The organism is Amycolatopsis rhabdoformis (genome assembly GCF_035918295.1).
GTDB lineage: Bacteria > Actinomycetota > Actinomycetes > Mycobacteriales > Pseudonocardiaceae > Amycolatopsis > Amycolatopsis rhabdoformis.
Genome location: NZ_CP142149.1, coordinates 9,193,809 through 9,212,961, shown reverse-complemented (window position 1 = coordinate 9,212,961; position 19,153 = coordinate 9,193,809). Strand labels below are relative to the sequence as shown.

Annotated in this window: 20 protein-coding genes; 9 read left to right on the top strand and 11 right to left on the bottom strand. The window is 71.1% G+C overall.

Features of this window, described 5'->3' with window-relative positions; translation table 11 throughout:
* Positions 1-22 precede the first annotated feature (22 nt).
* Both VSH64_RS42935 and VSH64_RS42930 read right to left on the bottom strand, forming a co-directional pair.
* A complete protein-coding gene (locus VSH64_RS42935) occupies positions 23-1,036 on the bottom strand; it encodes an RNA polymerase sigma factor (protein ID WP_326568451.1) in 1,014 nt (337 codons plus the stop codon).
* Positions 1,037-1,099: 63 nt separating this feature from the next.
* Positions 1,100-2,296: an acyl-CoA dehydrogenase family protein gene (locus VSH64_RS42930; protein ID WP_326568450.1), complete on the bottom strand. Its 1,197-nt coding sequence runs from the start codon at positions 2,294-2,296 to the stop codon at positions 1,100-1,102.
* A 135-nt stretch (positions 2,297-2,431) separates the two neighbouring features.
* On the opposite strand from VSH64_RS42930, the gene VSH64_RS42925 reads away from it, so the two are divergent.
* Positions 2,432-2,740 (top strand): DUF4190 domain-containing protein, encoded by a 309-nt coding sequence (locus VSH64_RS42925; RefSeq protein WP_326568449.1) that lies wholly within the window; start codon positions 2,432-2,434, stop codon positions 2,738-2,740.
* Positions 2,741-2,783: 43 nt separating this feature from the next.
* Positions 2,784-3,644, top strand: coding sequence for a DUF4190 domain-containing protein (locus VSH64_RS42920; protein ID WP_326568448.1), 861 nt, complete (start codon positions 2,784-2,786; stop codon positions 3,642-3,644).
* Between the two features lie 42 nt (positions 3,645-3,686).
* Here VSH64_RS42920 and VSH64_RS42915 read toward each other — a convergent pair whose 3' ends face one another.
* Positions 3,687-4,628 (bottom strand): slipin family protein, encoded by a 942-nt coding sequence (locus VSH64_RS42915; protein WP_326568447.1) that lies wholly within the window; start codon positions 4,626-4,628, stop codon positions 3,687-3,689.
* A gap of 95 nt (positions 4,629-4,723) precedes the next feature.
* Between VSH64_RS42915 and VSH64_RS42910 the strand changes: the two genes are divergently transcribed.
* The 4 genes from VSH64_RS42910 to VSH64_RS42895 all read left to right on the top strand — a co-directional run bounded on the left by VSH64_RS42910 (position 4,724) and on the right by VSH64_RS42895 (position 8,698).
* Entirely contained in the window at positions 4,724-5,623 is a 900-nt protein-coding gene (locus VSH64_RS42910) for an aminoglycoside phosphotransferase family protein (RefSeq protein ID WP_326568446.1), read from the top strand.
* A gap of 72 nt (positions 5,624-5,695) precedes the next feature.
* Positions 5,696-7,015 carry a magnesium transporter MgtE N-terminal domain-containing protein gene (locus VSH64_RS42905; protein WP_326568445.1) on the top strand — a complete coding sequence of 440 codons (1,320 nt, stop codon included), beginning with the start codon at positions 5,696-5,698 and terminating at the stop codon, positions 7,013-7,015.
* A 2-nt stretch (positions 7,016-7,017) separates the two neighbouring features.
* Entirely contained in the window at positions 7,018-7,542 is a 525-nt protein-coding gene (locus tag VSH64_RS42900) for a DUF1003 domain-containing protein (RefSeq protein WP_326568444.1), read from the top strand.
* A 10-nt stretch (positions 7,543-7,552) separates the two neighbouring features.
* Positions 7,553-8,698, top strand: a complete 1,146-nt coding sequence (locus tag VSH64_RS42895) for an Mrp/NBP35 family ATP-binding protein (RefSeq protein WP_326568443.1) — start codon at positions 7,553-7,555, stop codon at positions 8,696-8,698.
* Positions 8,699-8,708: 10 nt separating this feature from the next.
* Here the strand turns inward: VSH64_RS42895 and VSH64_RS42890 are convergent, their stop codons facing one another.
* From VSH64_RS42890 to sigE, 5 genes are all read right to left on the bottom strand, one after another.
* Positions 8,709-9,194 (bottom strand): hypothetical protein, encoded by a 486-nt coding sequence (locus VSH64_RS42890; RefSeq protein ID WP_326568442.1) that lies wholly within the window; start codon positions 9,192-9,194, stop codon positions 8,709-8,711.
* A 220-nt stretch (positions 9,195-9,414) separates the two neighbouring features.
* On the bottom strand, positions 9,415-9,849 hold the full coding sequence (gene tatB / locus VSH64_RS42885) for a Sec-independent protein translocase protein TatB (protein WP_326568441.1): 435 nt from the start codon (positions 9,847-9,849) through the stop codon (positions 9,415-9,417).
* A 248-nt stretch (positions 9,850-10,097) separates the two neighbouring features.
* A complete protein-coding gene (locus VSH64_RS42880) occupies positions 10,098-11,621 on the bottom strand; it encodes a S1C family serine protease (protein ID WP_326568440.1) in 1,524 nt (507 codons plus the stop codon).
* A 194-nt stretch (positions 11,622-11,815) separates the two neighbouring features.
* Entirely contained in the window at positions 11,816-12,505 is a 690-nt protein-coding gene (locus VSH64_RS42875; protein ID WP_326568439.1) for a hypothetical protein, read from the bottom strand.
* Entirely contained in the window at positions 12,502-13,116 is a 615-nt protein-coding gene (gene sigE / locus VSH64_RS42870; RefSeq protein ID WP_326568438.1) for an RNA polymerase sigma factor SigE, read from the bottom strand. The genes VSH64_RS42875 and sigE overlap by 4 nt, the downstream gene beginning before the upstream one ends.
* 190 nt (positions 13,117-13,306) lie before the next feature.
* Here sigE and VSH64_RS42865 point away from each other — a divergent pair, with 190 nt between their 5' ends.
* Entirely contained in the window at positions 13,307-13,960 is a 654-nt protein-coding gene (locus tag VSH64_RS42865; protein WP_326568437.1) for an O-methyltransferase, read from the top strand.
* Between the two features lie 4 nt (positions 13,961-13,964).
* Here the strand turns inward: VSH64_RS42865 and VSH64_RS42860 are convergent, their stop codons facing one another.
* A complete protein-coding gene (locus VSH64_RS42860) occupies positions 13,965-15,134 on the bottom strand; it encodes an MFS transporter (protein WP_326838197.1) in 1,170 nt (389 codons plus the stop codon).
* 94 nt (positions 15,135-15,228) lie between these two features.
* Here VSH64_RS42860 and VSH64_RS42855 point away from each other — a divergent pair, with 94 nt between their 5' ends.
* Positions 15,229-16,122 (top strand): LysR family transcriptional regulator, encoded by an 894-nt coding sequence (locus tag VSH64_RS42855; RefSeq protein ID WP_326568436.1) that lies wholly within the window; start codon positions 15,229-15,231, stop codon positions 16,120-16,122.
* Positions 16,123-16,898: 776 nt separating this feature from the next.
* A complete protein-coding gene (locus VSH64_RS42850; RefSeq protein WP_326568435.1) occupies positions 16,899-17,174 on the top strand; it encodes a hypothetical protein in 276 nt (91 codons plus the stop codon).
* A gap of 122 nt (positions 17,175-17,296) precedes the next feature.
* Here the strand turns inward: VSH64_RS42850 and VSH64_RS42845 are convergent, their stop codons facing one another.
* Positions 17,297-18,724, bottom strand: coding sequence for a leucyl aminopeptidase family protein (locus tag VSH64_RS42845; RefSeq protein WP_326568434.1), 1,428 nt, complete (start codon positions 18,722-18,724; stop codon positions 17,297-17,299).
* A 90-nt stretch (positions 18,725-18,814) separates the two neighbouring features.
* Positions 18,815-18,982, bottom strand: a complete 168-nt coding sequence (locus tag VSH64_RS42840) for a DUF3117 domain-containing protein (RefSeq protein WP_005155393.1) — start codon at positions 18,980-18,982, stop codon at positions 18,815-18,817.
* Positions 18,983-19,153: the final 171 nt, after the last annotated feature.

Sequence of the window (19,153 nt, the reverse complement as noted above, 5' to 3'; positions counted from 1 at the left end):
GCACGATGCGCGGAGGCGGCGGTTAGTTCGATCCGGACGCTGTGACGGCGGCCATAGGCGCGGCGGGCCCGGTTTCTCGGGGTGTCGGCTGTCCGGGTGTCGGCGTTCGAGGTGCAGTTTCCCGGGGTGCGTGGTGCAGGCGCAGGTCCACGACGCGGCCGCGGTCCAGCGACATCAGCCAGGCGACGCCGGGCGGGCAGTGGTCGGGGTCGTCGGGCGGGTTGAGCAGGTCCATCTCCCACACCACGACCTCGCGGCTCGCGACCACGTGCACCGGCCGTTGCCGCACGCCCGCGGCGAGGTCGCCGTCCATGCCGCGCGCGAGGAAGTCGGAGCCGACCGCACGCACGCCACCGGCGGTGAGCACCACGTCCTTCGCCCACCGGTCGGCGAGGACGCGGGTGAACTCGCCGCGTTCGGCGGCGGCCAGGGTGTGGAGCGCGTCGAGGCGGCTGCTCGCGGCGAGCGCGCCGGCGTCGTCGTGGGCCGAGGCCGCCGTGGCGCGCAGGGCTTCGGCGAGCTTCGCGCGGCCCTGGCTGAGCCGGCTGCGCACGGTGCCCACCGGGAGGCCGCACGCCTGCGCGATGTGCTCGTAGGACGTGACGCCGAGCGAGAAGTGCCGCAGCATCATCACGAGCCGCACGGGTGGCGTGAGCTGTTCGATCGCCTGCCAGACCCAGTCGCGCAGGGCGTGGTCGTCGAGCAGCTGCTCGGGCGTGGCGAGCGTGGCCGCGGTGGCGTCCCAGCCGTCGGCGACGGGAATGTCGCGTGTGGACCGAAGGCGGGCCCGGCAGGCGTTGCGCACCACCATCCGCAGCCACGCGCCGACCGCGGCCGGGTCGCGCACGTCGCCGATGCGCCGCAGCGCCACCACGGCCGCGTCCTGCACGGCGTCGTCGGCCTCGGCCGTGTAGCCGAGCACGGCGATGGCGACGCCGCGCATGCCCGCTTCGTGGCGCGCGAGCAGCACGCCGAGCGCCGTCACGTCACCGGCCTGCGCGGCGCGTGTCAGCTCGGCGTCCGAAAGCTCACCCACCGTTCCAGGGTACGAGCGGTATCGCGCCCGGCCGGGTGAACTCGGGCACTCCGGGGTGTGTGCTCAGGACTTCGACTTGTACTCGCGCAGCAGGCCGCGGCTGATGATCGTCTTCTGGATCTCGCTGGTGCCCTCGCCGATCAGCAGGAACGGCGCCTCGCGCATGAGCCGCTCGATCTCGTACTCCTTCGAGTAGCCGTAGCCGCCGTGGATGCGGAACGCCTCCTGCGTCACCTCGGCGCAGTACTCCGACGCGAGCAGCTTCGCCATGCCGGCCTCGACGTCGTTGCGCGCGCCGGAATCCTTGAGCCGCGCCGCGTTCACCATCATCAGGTGCGCGGCCTCGACCTTCGTGGCCATCTCGGCGAGCTTGAACGCGATGGCCTGGTGCTCGGCGATCGGCTTGCCGAACGTCCGGCGCTGCTGCGCGTACTCCACCGCCAGCTCGAACGCGCGGATCGCGATGCCGCACGCCCGTGCGGCCACGTTCACGCGGCCGACCTCGACACCGTCCATCATGTACGCGAAGCCCTCGCCCGGCGCGCCGCCGAGCACCTGCTCCGCGCCGACGCGGAAGCCGTCGAACACCGCTTCCGTGGTGTCGACGCCCTTGTAGCCCATCTTCTCGATCTTGCCCGGGATCGTGAGGCCGGGCAGCACCTCGCCGTAGCCCTCGGGCTTCTCGACGAGCAGCGTGGTGAGGTTGTGGTGGGCCTTCTCGGCGCCCTCGTCGGTCTTCACCAGCAGGGCGATGAGGTTCGCCGTGCCACCGTTGGTGAGCCACATCTTCGCGCCGTCGACCACGTAGTCGTCGCCTTCGCGGCGGGCGCGGGTCTTGATGGCGGCGACGTCGGACCCGAGGTCCGGCTCCGACATCGAGAACGCGCCGCGCACCTCGCCGGTGGCCATCCGCGGCAGGTAGCGGTCCTTCTGCTCTTCGGTGCCGTGGCGGGAAATCAGGTGCGCCACGATGAAGTGCGTGTTGATCACGCCCGACACGCTCATCCAGCCGCGCGCGATCTCCTCCACCACCAGCGCGTAGGTGAGCAGCGACTCGCCGAGGCCGCCGTACTCCTCCGGGATGGTGAGCCCGAACAGGCCCAGCGCCTTCATGCCCTCGACGATCTCCGCCGGGTACTCGTCCGCGTGTTCCAATGCCTGCGCGTGGGGGATGATCTCCTTGTCCACGAACCGGCGGACGGTCGTGAGGATCTCGCGCTGCACGTCGGTCAGGCCGGCGGTCTGGGCGAGGCGGGCCATCGGGGGCTCCTTCCGCGGGGTTACCGCGGAGTATGGCCGGGCCGGCGGGTGCGCGCCATGAGGGTGCTCACGCGGGTGGCGCGTTTACCCCGTTAAAGTGCGGTTCCAGGCAACCTGAGGTGGGGAAGGAGCGTGATGAGGGAAGACTACGAACACCCGTCGTTCGAACACCAGCCCTACCCGCCGCAGGGCCCACCGCCCGGCGCGGGGCTCGCGATCGGGTCGCTGGTGTGTTCCATCGCGGGCTTCATCGTGTGCGGCCCCGCCGCCATCGTGGGCATCGTGCTGGGCCACATCGCGTTCTACCGCTCCCGCCACGGCCGCGCGACCGGCGGCGCCCTGGCGATCGCCGGGTTCGTGATCGGTTACCTCGCGCTGGTGGTGTGGGGGATCATGGTCCCGCTCGTCCTGAACGAGCTCGACAAGTACGGCGCCTTCGGCTGAGAAGGCTCGCGGTGGGCGACCACCAGAACCGAGGGGGAACCCGATGACCAACCCGTCCGCGCCACAGGACCGGCCCGACGACACCACGGCGTACGAGCCGCCGACCGTCGCGCAGTCCGGTTCGTACGAGCCGCCGGCCACGGCCGAGCCGTCCCCGTACGACCCGCCGGCCGGCGACGCGACGGCCTTCACCTCGCCGGACAGCGGATCGTCGAGCGACACGTTCGCGGCGCCGGATTCGCCGTATGCGGCTCCCGGTGCGGCTGGTTCTCCGTACGCGGCTCCCGGGTCGACGGATTCGCCGTACGCGGCGCCTGACTCGGCTGGCTCGCCCTACGCGGCTCCTGGCTCGACGGGCTCTCCGTACTCCGCGCCCGGTACCGGCGAGACCCCCTCGCCTTACTCGGCCCCGGGCAGCCAGCCCTCCGGCTTCGCCGCGCCGGACAGTCAGCCCTCCGGTTTCGCCGCACCCGGCAGCCAGCCCTCCGGCGAGTTCGCCGCCGGCGCCTACGCCACGCCGTCGTACCCCGGCCAGCCCTACCCGGGCCCGACGGCCTCGTACCCGGGCGCGCCGGCCGCGCCGCTCGGTCAGCCGGCGCCCTACGGCCAGCCCTACCCCCAGCAGCCCTACGGCCAGCCCTACTCGCCCCACGGCGCCCAGCAGAACAACGGCCTCGCCATCGGCGCCCTGGTCTGCTCGCTGCTCGGCCTCATCACGTGCCTGGTCGCGGTCCCCGGCATCGTCATGGGCCACATCGCCCTGGCGAAGGCCAACCGCGGCGAATCCGGCGGCCGCGGCATGGCCCTGGCGGCGGTGGTGATCGGCTACGTGATCGTGGCCCTGTACGTGGGCTTCTTCGTCACCATCATCATCCTGGGCACCAACGGCTACCTGGACAACTGAACACCGGCGCGGCCCGTCCGACCGGCGGGCCGCGCGGGTGAGTCACTCCGCCAGTGCGTCGCCTTCCTGGCGTTGCTGTGGCGGGATCGCGAACCCGTTCGTCTCGGCTTTCTCACCGAGCAAGGCGGGCTCGGTCATCTCGGGCTCGTCCAGCGTGGTCTTGTCCAGCTCGGTCTTCTCCGCCACGCCGGCCTCCGGCGCAACCGCTCCCGCAGTCGCCGATTTCCCGGCCGACGGAGTGTTCGCGTCCAGGAACCGCAGCAGCTCCACCGGGAACGGCAGCACGAGCGTGGAGTTTTTCTCCGCCGAAACCTGCACCACTGTCTCCAGCAGGCGCAGCTGCAACGCACCCGGGTGGTCGCTCATCGCCGCCGCGGCCTGTGCGAGCTTTTCCGACGCCTGCAGCTCACCGTCGGCGGAGATCACGCGGGCGCGGCGCTCGCGTTCGGCTTCGGCCTGGCGGGACATCGAGCGCTTCATCGACTCCGGCAGGGCCACGTCCTTGATCTCGACGCGGTCGATGTGGATGCCCCAGTCGATGGCGGGGCTGTCGATCATGATCTCGAGGCCCTGGTTGAGCCGTTCCCGGTTCGACAGCAGGTCGTCGAGGTCGCTCTTGCCGATGATGGACCGCAGCGACGTCTGGGCGACCTGGCCGACGGCCGCGCGGTAGTCCTGCACGTTGACGGCGGCCACCACGGGGTCGACCACCTTGAAGTACACAACGGCATCGACGCGCACCGTCACGTTGTCGCGCGTGATGCCGTCCTGGCCGGGCACCGGCATGGTGACGATCTGCATGTTCACCTTGTGCATGCGGTCGACCACCGGCACCAGCAGGGTCACACCCGGCCCGCGCACCTGCGGCCGGACGCGCCCGAACCGGAACACCAAGCCGCGCTCGAATTGCTTCACGACCCGAACGCCCGACGCGAACCAGACCCCGCCCGCGACGACCACGGCACTGAGAATTTCAACGATCATGGCAGCTCCCCGGGATCGCAGAACCCCTGGAATTTCACTGTACGCGCGGTTTCGGCCCAGGGAAATGACTCGACGTGACCGGCACGATGACAGTTGTGACCCGACTCGTGATCCCGCCGGCGTTCGCCGCCCGCGCGCCCCGTGTCCTCGGCCCCGAGTGCCGGCCGTGGCTGGCCGCGCTGCCGGACCTGGCCGACCGGTTCGCGCGCGAGTGGCGGCTCACGTTCGAGGGCGAGGCGAGGCACGGGTTCGTCGGCGTCGTGCAGCCCGCGCGCCGCGAGGACGGCACGCCCGCCGTGCTCAAACTCGGCTGGCCGCACGAGGAAAGCCGCGACGAGCCGCTCGCACTGTCCACATGGGCTGGTCGTGGTGCGGTGCTGTTGCTGGAATCGTCGCCCGAGGAGGGCGTGCAGCTGCTCGAACGCCTCGACCCCACCCGCACGCTGCAGACCGAGCCCGTGCTCGACGCCGTGGTGATCATGAGCGAGCTCGCCCGCCGCCTGGCCGTGCCCGCACCGGACCGCCTCACCCGCACGGTGGCCGGGGAAGCCGAACGCCTGCGGGAAGAGCTCCCGAAGAGCTGGCACGACCTCGGCGGCCCACTCCCCCGCCGTGAGCTCGACGCCGCGCTGGCGGTGTGCCGCGATCTCGGGCCGGAAGCCGGCACCGCGCTGGTGAACGAGGACCTGCACTACGAGAACGTGTTGGCGGGCGAACGCGAGCCGTGGCTCGTGATCGATCCCAAGCCGATCGCCGGCGACCTCGAGTTCGGCACGTTCTCCTTGCTCTGGAACCGGTTCGACGAGTCCACAGTGGACGACAAAGCGGAGGCGACCGGTCTCGACACCGATCGCGTCCGCGCGTGGACGCTCGTGCGCGCCGTGCAGAACCGGCTGTGGTTCGAGGCGGATCTGCGCGACTTCGCCGATCTCGGCGACGAACAGCCCTCCTACGCCGCTCTGCCCGCTTTGACCGCGTGGGCGCTGAAGTCCTAGCTGAGAGGACGCTGGCAAGACACGGATGCACGGCACGCGCGCCGCGGGCCCCTTGCGGATAGTGTCTGCCCCATGGCCGCCGTGAACAGGGTTTTCGTCGCTCGGCTGGTGGGTCTTCCGGTGTTCGGGCCCGACGGCGAGTCGATCGGCAAGGTCCGCGACGTGGTCGCGGGCCTGCGACTCGACCAGCAACCGCCCCGCATCCTCGGCCTGGTGGTCGAGCTCGCGACACGGCGGCGGGTCTTCGTGCCGATGTTGCGCGTGACCACGATCGAGCCCACGGCTGTGACGCTGGCCACCGGCTCGGTGAACATGCGCCACTTCACCCAGCGCCCCAACGAGGTCCTCGTGTGCGGGCAGCTGCTCGACGCCCACGCCTCCCTCGCCGGCACCGAAACCCGCGTGACCGTGGTCGACGCCGCGATGGAGCCCACGCGCACGCGCGACTGGGTGCTGGCCAAGCTCGCCATCCGCGAACGCCAGACCCGCCTCGCGCTCGGGCGCCGCCGCACGGCGATGCACGTGGTGCCGTGGGACGAGGTCGCCGGGCTGGGCCTCACCGACCTCACCGGGCAGCCGCAGGGCGCCGGCCAGCTGCTGATGCTGTTCGACACCATGCGGGCCGTCGACATCGCGGCCACCGTGCGCGACCTGCCGCTCAAGCGCCGCCACGAGGTCGCCGACGCCATGGACGACGAGCGCCTGGCCGACATGATCGAAGAGCTGCCCGACGACGACCAGAAGGAGCTGCTGGCCTACCTCTCGGAAGAGCGCGCGGCCGACATCCTCGAGGCGATGAGCCCCGACGACGCCGCCGACCTGCTGGCCGAGCTCGCGCCCGCCGACCAGAGCCGCCTGCTCGCGTTGATGGAGCCCGAGGAGTCGGCGCCGGTCAAGCGGCTGCTGGCCTATTCCTCCGACACCGCCGGCGGCCTGATGACGCCGGAACCGGTGGTGCTCACGCCCGACTCGACCGTGGCCGAGGCGCTCGCGCACATCCGCAACGCCGATCTGCCCGCCGCGCTGGCCAGCATGGTGTTCGTGTGCCGCCCGCCCACGGCGACGCCCACCGGCCGGTTCGTGGGCGTGGTGCACTTCCAGCGCCTCCTGCGCGAGCCGCCCGCCGAGCTCGTGGCCAGCGCCGTGGACACCGACCTCACCGCGCTGCGGCCCGAGGCGTCACTGGCCGAGGTCACGCGCTACTTCGCCGCGTACAACCTCGCGTGCGGCCCCGTGGTCGACCCCGAAGAGCACCTGCTGGGCGCGGTGACGGTCGACGACGTGCTCGACCACCTGCTGCCCGACGACTGGCGCGAAACCGGTCTGCACGACGTCGCCGACGTGCCGCCCGAGGTCCACGACCAGTCCGAAGTCCACCCCCAGGAGGCCTGACCGTGCCTGACCTCACCTCGGGCCGCCGGCTCGACCAGCCCCGCAGCCAGGCGCGGTTCCGGCTCAACATCGACCCGGACACCTTCGGCCGCTTCACCGAACGCATCGCGCGGTTCCTCGGCACCGGCAAGTACCTGTTCTGGCAGACGCTGATCGTGATCGTCTGGATCGTGCTGAACCTGGTGGCGGTTTCGCTGCGCTGGGACCCGTACCCGTTCATCCTGCTCAACCTGGCCTTCTCCACGCAGGCCGCGTACGCCGCGCCGCTGATCCTGCTCGCGCAGAACCGGCAGGACGACCGAGACCGCGTTTCGCTCGAAGAAGACCGCACGCGAGCCGCGCAGACGAAGGCCGACACCGAGTACCTGGCGCGCGAGCTGGCGGCGCTGCGGCTCGCGGTCGGCGAGGTCGCCACCCGCGACTACCTGCGCAGCGAGCTCGACCGGCTGCGCGACGACCTCGCGGTACGACCGAAATCACGCAAGCCGAAGCAGGCGGCGAAATCGGACGTGCCGACCGGTACGTAACATGGGTCGGGTGACGAGTACACAGCAGCTCCCCAGCGTCGACGACGTCCGCACCGCGCTGAAGGACGTGTACGACCCCGAAATCAAAAAACCGATCACCGACCTCGGCATGGTCAAGGACGTGGTGGTCGGCGAAGACGGCGTGGTCGCCGTCGGCATCTACCTCACCGTGGCGGGCTGCCCGCTCAAGGCGACGCTGACCGAGGACACCACCAAGGCCGTGAAGAAGCTCCCCGGCGTCGCCGACGTGCGGGTGGAGCTCGACGTGATGAGCGACGAGCAGCGCACCGAGCTGCGCAAGTCGCTGCGCGGCGACTCCGCCGAGCCGGTGATCCCGTTCGCGCAGCCGGGTTCGATGACCCGCGTGTACTGCGTGGCCTCGGGCAAGGGCGGGGTCGGCAAGTCTTCGGTCACGGTGAACCTGGCCGTCGCGATGGCCGAGCGCGGCCTGTCCGTCGGGGTCGTCGACGCCGACATCTACGGCCACTCGATCCCCCGCATGCTGGGCGCGCGCGAGAAGCCGACCAAGGTCGAAACGATGATCATGCCGCCGCAGTCCCACGGCGTGAAGGTGATCTCGATCGGCATGTTCACGCCGGGCAACGCGCCGGTGGTGTGGCGCGGCCCGATGCTGCACCGCGCGTTGCAGCAGTTCCTGGCCGACGTGTTCTGGGGCGACCTCGACATCCTGCTGCTGGACCTGCCGCCGGGCACCGGCGACATCGCGATCTCGGTGGCGCAGCTGATCCCCAACGCCGAGATCCTCGTGGTCACCACGCCGCAGCAGGCCGCCGCCGAGGTGGCCGAGCGCGCGGGCGCGATCGCGATGCAGACGCGTCAGCGCGTGGCCGGCGTGATCGAGAACATGTCGTGGCTCGAGACGCCTTCGGGCGAGCGCATGGAGATCTTCGGCTCCGGCGGTGGCCAGGCCGTGGCCGACTCGCTGTCGAAGTCCGTGGGCTCGCAGGTGCCGCTGCTGGGTCAGGTGCCGCTCGACCCGCGCCTGCGTGAGCAGGGCGACGAGGGTACGCCGATCGTGCTGGCGGAGCCCGACGCGCCGGCTTCGCTGGTGCTCAAGGAAGCGGCGAAGAAGCTCACCGTCCGGGCCCGCGGCCTGGCGGGGATGATGCTGAACGTCAGCCCCGCCGGCCGCTGAGCCGGCTTGCTCAGACGGCCTGGACCGTCGTGAGCAGGGTCTTGTCGGCGCCGAGGGTGACCGCGGAGTCGCCCTTCTGCGTCACGATCCAGTCGAGGTCGCCGGCGTCACCCTGCTCGACGGTCAGGTCGGCCTCGGGGTGACCCTCCACGTTCACGTCCACCCGCTGGTCGCTGGACACGTGCACGCGGACCTTGTCGCCCACCTGCACGTCGACGGTGCCGGCGGGTGGCGTGATCTTGCCGTCGGCCCAGCCGATGGTCACGAGCACGTCGATGCCGGGCACGCCGGTCGCGGTGCCGCGCTTCACGTCGGCCTGCGTGTCGGCGGCTGTGGACGCGGGCGGGTTCGACGGGCCACCGGTGCTCGCGGGCGCGGGCACCGAGGTGAAGGTGGCCGGAGGCGCGGTGCTCGGCTCGTCGTCGGCGGTGCACCCGGTGACCAGGACACCCGCTGCGGCGATCAACGCGGCCAGGGCACCCACACGGCGTGACATCTCAGAGACCTCCAGGGTCGTTATGGGCGGTTTGCCCGAGGCTACCCAGGAAGGTCGTCACGTCGCGCGAGAGGTCGGGTCACGTCGGGCCGGCCACCACACCGGCAACCCGCCAAAGCCAACTCGACGGCACGGGGTGGCGCAAGTCGGCACCCCGACGGACGTCGCCCGGCCGGCCGAGGTCACACCGAGACAGGCCGTGACCGGACAGACCCGGCGCTCAGGTGGCGTCGGGGTCGACCGGCGGGCGCTCGCCCGGCTTGAGCGGTTCGGCCTGCGGTGCGGCGCTCTGCGGTTTCACGGCGTGGGCGCCGTTGGAACCGTTCGAGCCATTGGACCCGTTGCCGCCGTTGGTGGAGTTGAAGCCGTTGAGCCCCAACGGGTCCGACTCACCGTCGAACAGGTGCTGGGTCACGACCCGCTTCGGGTCGAAGTTGCGCAGCCCGCGCAGATCCTCCAGCGGCTTGCGCAGCTGGTCGAACTCCGGCCCCATCTCCTGGCGCAGCTGATCGCGCGCGCCGTTGGCGAACTCACGGACCTTCTTCACGCTCTTCGCGAGCCACGAAGCGGCTTCCGGAAGGCGCTCCGGGCCGAGGATGAAGAGACCCGCCACGATGAGCACGAGGATCTCGCCCCAGCCGACACTGTCGAACACCCGTGAACCTCCGCTCGGTGCTTCCCCGGTCAGAGTACCCGGGCCGCCCCGCCTTCCGGCAGGCCCGAAGGCGAAGCGGTGCTTAAGACGATGTGACGTCGACCAGTCGAATCCGAGCTGCTCGTCGATATGTCAGCCGGTGTCCCAGTCCGGGTCCCCGTGCAGGTCGCCACGGGTGTCCGGATCGGTGGGCCGGACGTGTTCCCGGCCGGTTCCGGCCGGTGGCCCGGTCGGCTCCAGCCGGTGTCTCAGTCGGACCCGAGGGTCACGTCGACCACGAGCACGGACCCGGCGCGCGCGAGCTGGACCGGCACGACCTCACCGACGTCGTGGTTGCGCACGGCCACGGTCAGCTCGGCCGAATCCCGCACGAGGCGGTCGCCGATCTTCGTGATCACGTCGCCCTCCTTGATGCCGGCCGAGGCGGCGGGACCACCGGCCTCCACGTTCTTCACCTGCGCGCCCATGGTGGACGACCCGGCGACGGTGGAGGAGGCGTTGATGCCGATGTCGGCGTGCACGACCTTGCCGGTCTTGATCAGCGCCTTGGCGATCTTCATCGCGTAGTCGCTCGGGATGGCGAAGCCGATGCCGATGCTGCCGCCGTCGGCGCTCGACGAGCGGATCGAGGAGTTGATGCCCACGAGTGCACCGGTGGAGTCGACGAGCGCGCCGCCGGAGTTGCCGTGGTTGATGGCGGCGTCGGTCTGGATGGCCTCGTACGTGACGGGCGGCTCGCCGCTGTCGCCGCCGGCGGTGATCGGCCGGTTGAGCGCGCTGACGATGCCGGAGGTCACGGAGTTCTGCAGCGCCAGCGGCGAGCCGACGGCGATCACGGCGTCACCCACCTGCAGGTCGGCCGACTTGCCGATCTGCATCACCACGGGGTTGGTGACATTGACCTTCACCACGGCGAGGTCGGTCTTCTGGTCGGAGCCCACGATCTTGGCCTCGGTACGCGTGCCGTCGTTGAAGATCGCGGTGATCTTCACGGTCGGGTCGGCGACGGCGGTGGTGACCACGTGCTCGTTGGTGAGGATGTAGCCCTGCGGGTCGATCATCACGCCCGAGCCCTGCTCACCGGAGTCGGCGCCGGGCTTGAACACCTCGAGCGACACGACCGCCGGCGACACGCGCTTGGCGATGTCCGAGATGGATCCGGGCGGCCGTTCCTTCGACGCTTCGGCCTCGGAGATCGTGGCGCTGCCGGTGAGCGCCGAGCCCGTGTCGGCGATCCACCAGCCCACGAGCCCGCCGACCGCGCCCACGAGCAGCGCGACCACGCCGAGCAGCGCCAGCGCCCTCGGCTTCACGCGACGGCCGAACAGCACCTCGGGCAGGCTCAGCAGCGCGCCGGATGGCCGTTTGCGGGGCTTTTCCTCGTCTTCGGCCGGCATCGCCGGGCCTGCCAGCACGGCTCCGGCGGCGGGATCGCGCCACGGGTCGCGCGAGTCCGTCCACAGGGGATCCTCCGGCGCGGCCTGCTCCCCCGTCGCCTCGCGCGGGCGCTCCAGCACCACGTCTTCGGCCCCCGGCGGCCGCCGGAACGCCTCCGCGAGCGACTCGGGCGTCGGCGGAGCGAGATCCAGGTTGCGGCTGCCGTTGATGGCGGGTGTGTAGAGCTTGTCGAACGCCCCGTCGACGCCCCGCGGCCGGCCGAACACCGCTTCCTGCGCCGGATCCACGGCCGGGCGGTCGAGCGGCCGGGGACCCAGCCGATCATCACCCGCGGCAGGCGGCTGGGCGGAGTTCGCGTTCGGCTGCTCGGTCATCATTCCCCGGGGCTGAGATCAGGTGGCTGGGCGTGACGATACCCAAGCCTCGACGTCCGAGTCTGCCCAGACGACGGTGAAATGGCTGTTGCCCCGCCCGCGAACCACGCCGAAGCGGCGGCGAGGCGGCCGAGTCCGGAGCAGAACGGTGCCCGCACCGCCGCCTCCCTCTGAGAGCAGCGGTGCGGGTCGCGTCAGCGAGCCGAGGTCAGCCGGTCGGCCACCTGCGTCGCGGTGGGCGACGGTGACGGCGTCGACAGCGTGGGCTCGTTGTGGGGCACGGCCATCTGGGCCGGCAGCAGGTTGGCGTTCGGCTGCGGGACGCCGCCGGTGTCGGCGACGCCCTCGCCGCTGTCGGCGGTGGTGCCGACCAGGGCCAGGGCGCTCAGGACCAGCCCGGAGACGACCACGCCGGCGCCTTGGGCCGCGCGTTTACGAGTGAGGGTGAAACGGCCGCCGCCGAGCACGTGGGGTGAGTGCCCGAGCGGCGTGGACGAGCCCAACGGGGCAGTACCCCCGAGTACTCCGGCCTCGAGCACGCCGGCATCACGCAGGCCCGCGACCCGATCGGGGCGCTGGATGGCGACGAGCTGGCCGTCGGCCGTCACCGCCAGGTTGTCCGGAGTGCCGGGCAGCTCGGTGCTGTCCGGGATCGACCGCAGGCTCGCGAGGAACCCGGCCGACATCGACGGCTCGCCGGCGCCCTTCACGGCCGCGACGGCCTGCCGCTGGGCGGCCACCTCGGAAGCACACAGCGGGCAGCGGGCGATGTGCGCCGACGCGCGGTCCTGGGCGCCGAGCGAAAGCTCGCCGTCGACCAGGGCGACCACGACATCGGGAAGCAGGTGCGACTCGGGGAGACCCCACCCTCGCGCAGCGGTCATACCGACACCTTCGCAGACTCGTCCCGAAGCGCCCGACGGCGCTCCAGCGACGCACGCAGCGCTTGGCGGCCGCGGTGGATCCGGCTGCGGACGGTGCCGAGCTTGACACCCAGCGTGGTGCCGATCTCCTCGTACGAGAGACCCTCGACGTCACAGAGCACCACGGCGGCCCGGAACTCCGGAGGCAGCTCGTCGAGCGCTTCCTGCAGGTCGGGGTCGAGGTGCGTGTCGGTGTAGACCTGCTCGGGGCTCGGGTCGTCGCCGACGATGCGGTCGGTGTCGTCCGGCAGCCCCTCCATGCGCACGCGCGAGCGGCGGCGCGCCATGTCGAGGAACAGGTTGGTGGTGATGCGGTGCAGCCAGCCCTCGAACGTGCCGGGCTTGTAGGACGCGAGCGAGCGGAACACGCGGATGAACGTCTCCTGCGTGAGGTCCTCGGCGTCGTGCGTGTTGCCGGTGAGGCGGTAGGCCAGGCGGTAGACGCGGTCAGCGTGTTCGCGCACGACCTCGTCCCACGACGGGGGCGTCCAGGTTGCCTCGCCCGAGTCCACGGCCACCGGCTCGGGGTCCGACTTGTCGGCGTTCTGCATCAGGGGAGCAGGCACCTCCATCTGCGACTCTCCTCTTCTGCTCAGCCAACGCTGCTCGGGGGCACGGTGTTCCCGCCCGCTTGGATTCGAGTTTGTCGGGTCTCCTTATGGTTCTAGTGAGACAGGACTGAGAGCAGGCTGAGAAGTTATTTCGGCGGGCTTACCAGGGAGCCTTCGCTGATTTATCGACAAGCAACGCTAACCTTCGCGCGTGAGTTCCGGGACGCATGCGGCCTCGGCGGCCGAGCCGGTCGGCGCCGAGTACGTCGACGGGTACCTTCCCGACGACGACGTACTGGCCGCGGCGCGGGCGCGCGCGGCTGATCTCGGCTGCGCCCCACTGGCCTCGGGGGCGGGCGCGACCTTGCGTTTCCTCGCCGCGACGCTCGGCGCGCGGGCCGTGGTGGAGGTCGGCACGGGGGTCGGCGTGAGCGGCCTGCACCTGCTGCGCGGCATGGCCCCCGACGGCGTGCTGACGTCGATCGACCTCGAGCCGGAGTACCAGCGCGCGGCGCGCAAGACGTTCCTCGAAGCCGGCATCCCGCCCGGCCGCACGCGGCTCATCGTCGGCCGCGCCCTCGACGTGCTCCCCCGGCTCACCCCCGGCGGCTACGACCTGGTGTTCATCGACGCGACCCGCATCGAGTTCCCGAGCTACTACGAGAAGGGCGTGTCGCTGCTTCGCCGCGGCGGCATCATCGCCTTCCACAACGTGCTGGCCGGCGGCCGCGTCGCCGACCCGTCGCGGCGCGACCCCGAGACGCTCGCCCTGCGCGAGGTCGCGCGGGCCATGCGGGAGGACGAACGCCTGGTCCCGGCCCTGTTGCCGGTCGGCGGCGGGCTGCTGGTGGCGGCGGTCGGCTGAGGCGTCAGGTGTGGGCCAGCGCCCGCGTGCTGTGGGCCCGCACCGTGGTGCCCAGGCCGACGGCGGCCACGGCGAGCACCAGCCACACCACCACGGCGACGATGAGCCAGGCCCAGCCGGCCGCACCGTAGATCACCGCGCCGACGGCACCGCCGATGCTGCTGCCGAGGTAGTACATGAGCGTGTAGAAGCCGCCGGTCTGGCCGCGCGCGTTCTCCGGCGCCTCGGCGGCGGCCCAGCTGTTGGCGATCGCGTGGGCGGCGAAGAACGAGCAGGTCAGCACCACAAAACCGAGCGCGACCATGGCCACGGAATCCGGAATGGTGAGCACGGCGCCGACCGCCATCAGCAGCAGCACCGCCACGATCGCACGGCGGCGGCCGATCCGCTCGGCCAGGCGGTTGGCGGTCGCGGACGACACCGAGCCCAGCGCGTAGGCGAGGAACACGAGTGACGCGATGGCCGGCGAGAGGTGCAGCTCACCAGTGAGGCGGAAGCCGGCCGCGTTGTAGAGCGCGACGAACGAGCCCATGGCCAGCAGGGCCACGGCGTACTGGGCCAGGAGCACCGGTTTGCGCACGGCGTGGAGCAGGCCGGTGCCGACGTCCCGGAGCGTCTGGCGGTCCTCGGTGTGCTCACGCCCGCGGGGCAGGGCGAGCACGGTGATCACCGCACAGACGAGCGAGAGACCGGCGACCACGTACAGCGCGCCGCGCCAGCCCAGCGGCCCCGCGGTGAAGCCCGTGGCGAGCCGTCCGGTCATGCCGCCGATGGAGTTTCCGGCGATCATCGCGCCCACGGCCGCGGCGACGCCGACTTTGCCCAGCCGTTCGATGAGGTACGCCGTGGCGACGCCGGGGAAGCCCGCGATGGCGACCCCCTGGACCGCGCGGAGCACCAGCATCAGCGAGTACGACGGCACCAGCGGCAGCAGCAGCCCCAGCACCGCCGAGATCACCACCGACGCGATGATCACCGACCGCCGCCCGACCACTTCGGACAGCGCCGCGATCGGCAGGACGGAGATCGCCAGCGCGCCCGTGGCCACGCTCACCGCGAGCGACGCGCCGCCGGGATCCAGGTGGTACTGCTGCGCGAGCTGCGGAAGCACGGCTTGGGGGGCATAGAGCAGCGCGAACGATGTGAAGCCGGCTGCGGTGACGGCGACCTTCACCCGGGTGGTGGTGCTGGTTTTGGTGGCCACGTCCACCGAAGCTAAGGAAGGCTAACCAATACGTCTAATACGGTTTTGGGTGATAATCCATACCGTGTCGCATGAAACCCTGACTTCCCAGCTCGCACCCCACCTGCTGCTCCTCGCGACCCTGCGGAGCACGAGAAACGTCACACACACGGCAGAGCTGCTCGGGGTGCCGCAGCCCACAGTGAGCCGCCGGCTGGCCGCTCTCGGCGAGTCGCTGGGGGCACCGCTGACGGTGCCGGACGGGCGCGGGATCCGGCTCACGCGGGCGGCGGAGTTGCTCGCGGAGGCGGCCGAGCGGGCACTGGCGTCGGTGGACGCGGGGGCGCGGTTGGCGCGGGAGGAGATCGAGCCGGAGAGCGGGCGGGTGGTGCTCGGGTTCCTGCACCTGTTGGGGAGGTCGTTGGTGCCGTCGCTGCTGCGGGGGTATCGGGAGCGGGTGCCGGGGGCGCGGTTCACGTTGGTGCAGGGGTCGCGGCAGGAGATGGTGGATCGGTTGGCGGGTGGGGAGCTGGATTTGGCGTTGCTGGCGCCGGTTCCCTCGGATCCGGTGTTCGAGACCGCGGTGTTGGCTACGCAGCCGATTTTGTTGTCGGTGCCGGCGGGGCATCGGTTGGCTGGGCGGAGTTCGGTGCGGATGGAGGAACTGGCGGAGGAGGAGTTCGTGATGTTGGAGCCGGGGTACGGGTTGCGGCGGATCACGGATGAGCTGTGTGCGGAGGCCGGGTTTTCGCCGCGGATTGCGTTTGAGGGGCAGGAGTCGGACACGGTGAGGGGGTTGGTGGCGGCGGGGTTGGGGGTGGCGTTGTTGCCGCATTTCGAGCCGGGGGCGCCGGCTGGGGTTGCTGAGGTGGAGATTGAGCCGGGGGTGGGGAGGACGATTGGGGTGGTTTGGAGGAGGGGGGAGGTGGTCAGTCGGGCTGTGGGGGTTTTTAGGGAGTTTGTTTTGGAGGGGGTTTGAGGGTTCGTTTTGGTTTCCTCGCGGGGCGGGTTGTGTTTACGGGGGCTGGTGATGCGGGCCTGCGCAGGGCGGGTTGCGTTGGGTGGTGCTGGTGATGCAGGCCTTCGCAGGGGCGGGTTGCGTGGGGATGCACCCCGAAGCCTGATTGTGTTGACGGCCGGAGAACCGGTGTCAAGGCGGGAAAGCGTGCCTTGACACCGGTTCGCCGGCCGCAAAGGAGCTTCGAGTCGGGGTGCCGGGCGGGGAAGGGCACAGGGGGTTTGGGAAGGGTCCTGGGTGTGTGTTGCTGGCTGGCGGTTTGTTGGGGACAAGGACCGCGAAGGTTTAGCCCGAGGTGGGTTGGTTCCGGCGGGCGGCCGGTGTGTTGGGGGCAAGAACCGCAGCGGTTTAGCCCAAGCTCAGTTTGTTCCGGCGACTGGCGCGCGTGTTGGGGGCAAGAGCCGCGGGAGTTTAATGCGGAGCAAGTTTGATCCCGCGGGCGGCCGGTGTGTTGGGGGCAAGAACCGCAGCGGTTTAGCCCGAGCTCAGTTTGTTCCGGCGGGCGGCCCGCGTGTTGAGGGCAAGAACCGCAACGGTAGGGCCCGAGCTGAGTTTGAACTGGCGGATGCGGTGTGTTGGGCACAAGGGCCGCGGCGGTTTGGTCGGGGGCGAATGCCGCATTGGTTGCACCTAGCGGGCCCAGTGCGGCATTCGGTGCGCCAACGCACCGGACACCACCTTGGGGCGTTTCGGCGTCACCCCGCGCCGGGCGGTCCTGGGTGCCTAAGCTGGCGCGCATGCTCATATCCAGAACCGACGGCCGTGTGACGCTGGAGATGGACCTTGCTGAAGCCGGGCGCCTGGGCGCGGCCCTGTTGGAAGGCCCCCTCACGGTCTCCCGCGCCGAATTCTTCATTCGCACCGGCGTCGCGGCGGCAGCCGTTCAGTCTGTCGCCGATGCCATCCGCTTCGCGAAGAACCTGACCACCCCGGTCGAGGTCCTCTTGCCTGCGGCAGACGAGGAAACGGAAAACCCTCGCCGCCCGCGTCCGGAACGCGAGCCCCAGGACTGAGCCCCAGGCTCCGGCCTCGCCTGACGCGCACGCGTGGGATCAAACCTGCCGGGGGCTGCGCGGGTGCGGCCTAAGACGCAGGCTGGCCGGAGCTCACTCATCTGCGAAGCAGAAGCGGGAGGTCAGACCGAGTAGGAAGCGGCCAGTTCCACCAGGGTGCGGGCGGCGAAGCCAGACGCGCCGGGGACCACGTCGTCGTAGGTCTTGTCGGCGCGGGCGGGGCCGGCGATGTCCAGGTGGGCCCAGGGCAAGCCGGCGGTGAATTCGCGGAGGAAGAGGGCGGCCATGATGCCGCCGGGGCCGCCGGGGGCTTGGCGGACGTCGCCGAGTTCGCCTTCGATGCCGGGGGCGTAGTCGTCGACCAGGGGCATGCGCCACCAGGATTCGCCGGCGGAGGCGCCCGCTGCGAGCACGCGGGCGGCGAGGGCGTCGTCGGTGGAGAAGAGGCCGCCGGTGCGCAGGCCGAGGGAGACCTTCATGGCGCCGGTGAGGGTGGCGGCGTCGACGACCAGGTCGGGTTTGTGCTGGGAGATCCCGTAGGCGAGCGCGTCGGCCATGACCATGCGGCCCTCGGCGTCGGTGTTGCCGACCTCGGTGGTGCGGCCGCCGTAGTGGCGGACGATGTCGCCGGGGCGATAAGAACCGCCGGAGACGTGGTTTTCGGCGGCGGGGACCAAGGCCGTGACGCGGACCTTCAGTCCCAGTGCGGCGATGGCGCGCACGGAGGCGATCACGGCGGCGCCGCCGGCCATGTCGGTGCGCATGAGGTGCATGCCGTCGGCGGGTTTGATGGACAGGCCGCCGGTGTCGAAAGTGATGCCCTTGCCGACGAGCAGCAGGTGGGTCTTCGCGCCGCGGGGGCGATATTCGAGCTCGATGAGGCGGGGCGGCGAGTCCGAGCCGCCGCCGACGGCGAGGATGCCGCCGAAGCCGTGGGCCGCGAGCCAGGCCTCGTCGCGGATGGTCACGGTGACCGCGGGCGAGGAGACGACCTTGGCGGTGGTGTTGGCGAGCCAGGCCGGGTTCTTGATGTTCGACGGGGCGTTGGCCAGGTCGCGCGTGAACGCGGCGGCGGCGGCCAGTTCGCGCACGCGGGTGATCTGGTCAGCGAACGCAGCCACACCGTTGGCGGTCACCAGGCGCACGGTCTGGACCGCGGGCTTCGGGTCCTCTGTGGTCACCACGAAGCGGTAGCCGCCCAACAGCAAGCCCATCGCGAGCTCGCCGACCTGCTCGGCCGTGGCGTCGTCGGGCAGCCCCACCTGAACGGTCCGCGCGGGCTGGTCCACCGAGGACACCGCGCGCGCCAGCGCCGCACCGGCGCGGCGGAAGTCGCGCGGACGGCCCTCGCCGAGGCCGGCGACCCAGCGCACGGCGCCGTCGGCCGGGACTTCCTGCACGTCGCCCGCCTTGCCCGTCGCCTTCACGCCGCCGAGCTCGAGCTCGGCCGACGCGAGCGCCAGCACCACCTGCGGGGCCCCGCGCCGGAACGCGTCGGCGACCTCGAGGTCGGGGAGTTTGGTCGGAACAGGCGGTAGCGAGTTACGCACAGTGAGCAACTTTCGGGCGCAGATGAACCGCAACCCCGGCCTCCAAGAGGAGACCGGGGTGCGACGACGGAATGGGGAGGGGAGCCGGAATCAGCCGGTGACCTCCTGAAGTGCTGCGCCGAGGTCCTTCGCTTCTTCCGCGGAGAGCTCGACGACGAGACGGCCGCCACCTTCCAATGGCACCCGCATCACGAGGCCCCGCCCCTCCTTGGTCACTTCGAGGGGACCATCTCCGGTCCGGGGCTTCATGGCCGCCATAGCGTGCTCCCTCCGTCTCAACCGGCGCGCCCGGGTCGCGCACTCCCATGCCAGCCGGGTCCTGACCCCCATTGTCCCTCATCAGCGGCCGGGCGCGAACGCGGACCGATCATTTGCCGCCGTATCGGTGCTGGTATGCGCCACGCGGGGCTGAAAGACTCGGCGGAGGAC

Coding starts and splice junctions, on each gene's coding strand:
- VSH64_RS42930 (WP_326568450.1), bottom strand. CDS start 2,296: ATGGCCCGCCTCGCCCAGACCGCCGGCCTGACCGACGTGCAGCGCGAG.
- VSH64_RS42925 (WP_326568449.1), top strand. CDS start 2,432: ATGAGGGAAGACTACGAACACCCGTCGTTCGAACACCAGCCCTACCCG.
- VSH64_RS42920 (WP_326568448.1), top strand. CDS start 2,784: ATGACCAACCCGTCCGCGCCACAGGACCGGCCCGACGACACCACGGCG.
- VSH64_RS42915 (WP_326568447.1), bottom strand. CDS start 4,628: ATGATCGTTGAAATTCTCAGTGCCGTGGTCGTCGCGGGCGGGGTCTGG.
- VSH64_RS42905 (WP_326568445.1), top strand. CDS start 5,696: ATGGCCGCCGTGAACAGGGTTTTCGTCGCTCGGCTGGTGGGTCTTCCG.
- VSH64_RS42890 (WP_326568442.1), bottom strand. CDS start 9,194: ATGTCACGCCGTGTGGGTGCCCTGGCCGCGTTGATCGCCGCAGCGGGT.
- VSH64_RS42880 (WP_326568440.1), bottom strand. CDS start 11,621: ATGACCGAGCAGCCGAACGCGAACTCCGCCCAGCCGCCTGCCGCGGGT.
- VSH64_RS42875 (WP_326568439.1), bottom strand. CDS start 12,505: ATGACCGCTGCGCGAGGGTGGGGTCTCCCCGAGTCGCACCTGCTTCCC.
- sigE (WP_326568438.1), bottom strand. CDS start 13,116: ATGGAGGTGCCTGCTCCCCTGATGCAGAACGCCGACAAGTCGGACCCC.
- VSH64_RS42850 (WP_326568435.1), top strand. CDS start 16,899: ATGCTCATATCCAGAACCGACGGCCGTGTGACGCTGGAGATGGACCTT.
- VSH64_RS42840 (WP_005155393.1), bottom strand. CDS start 18,982: ATGGCGGCCATGAAGCCCCGGACCGGAGATGGTCCCCTCGAAGTGACC.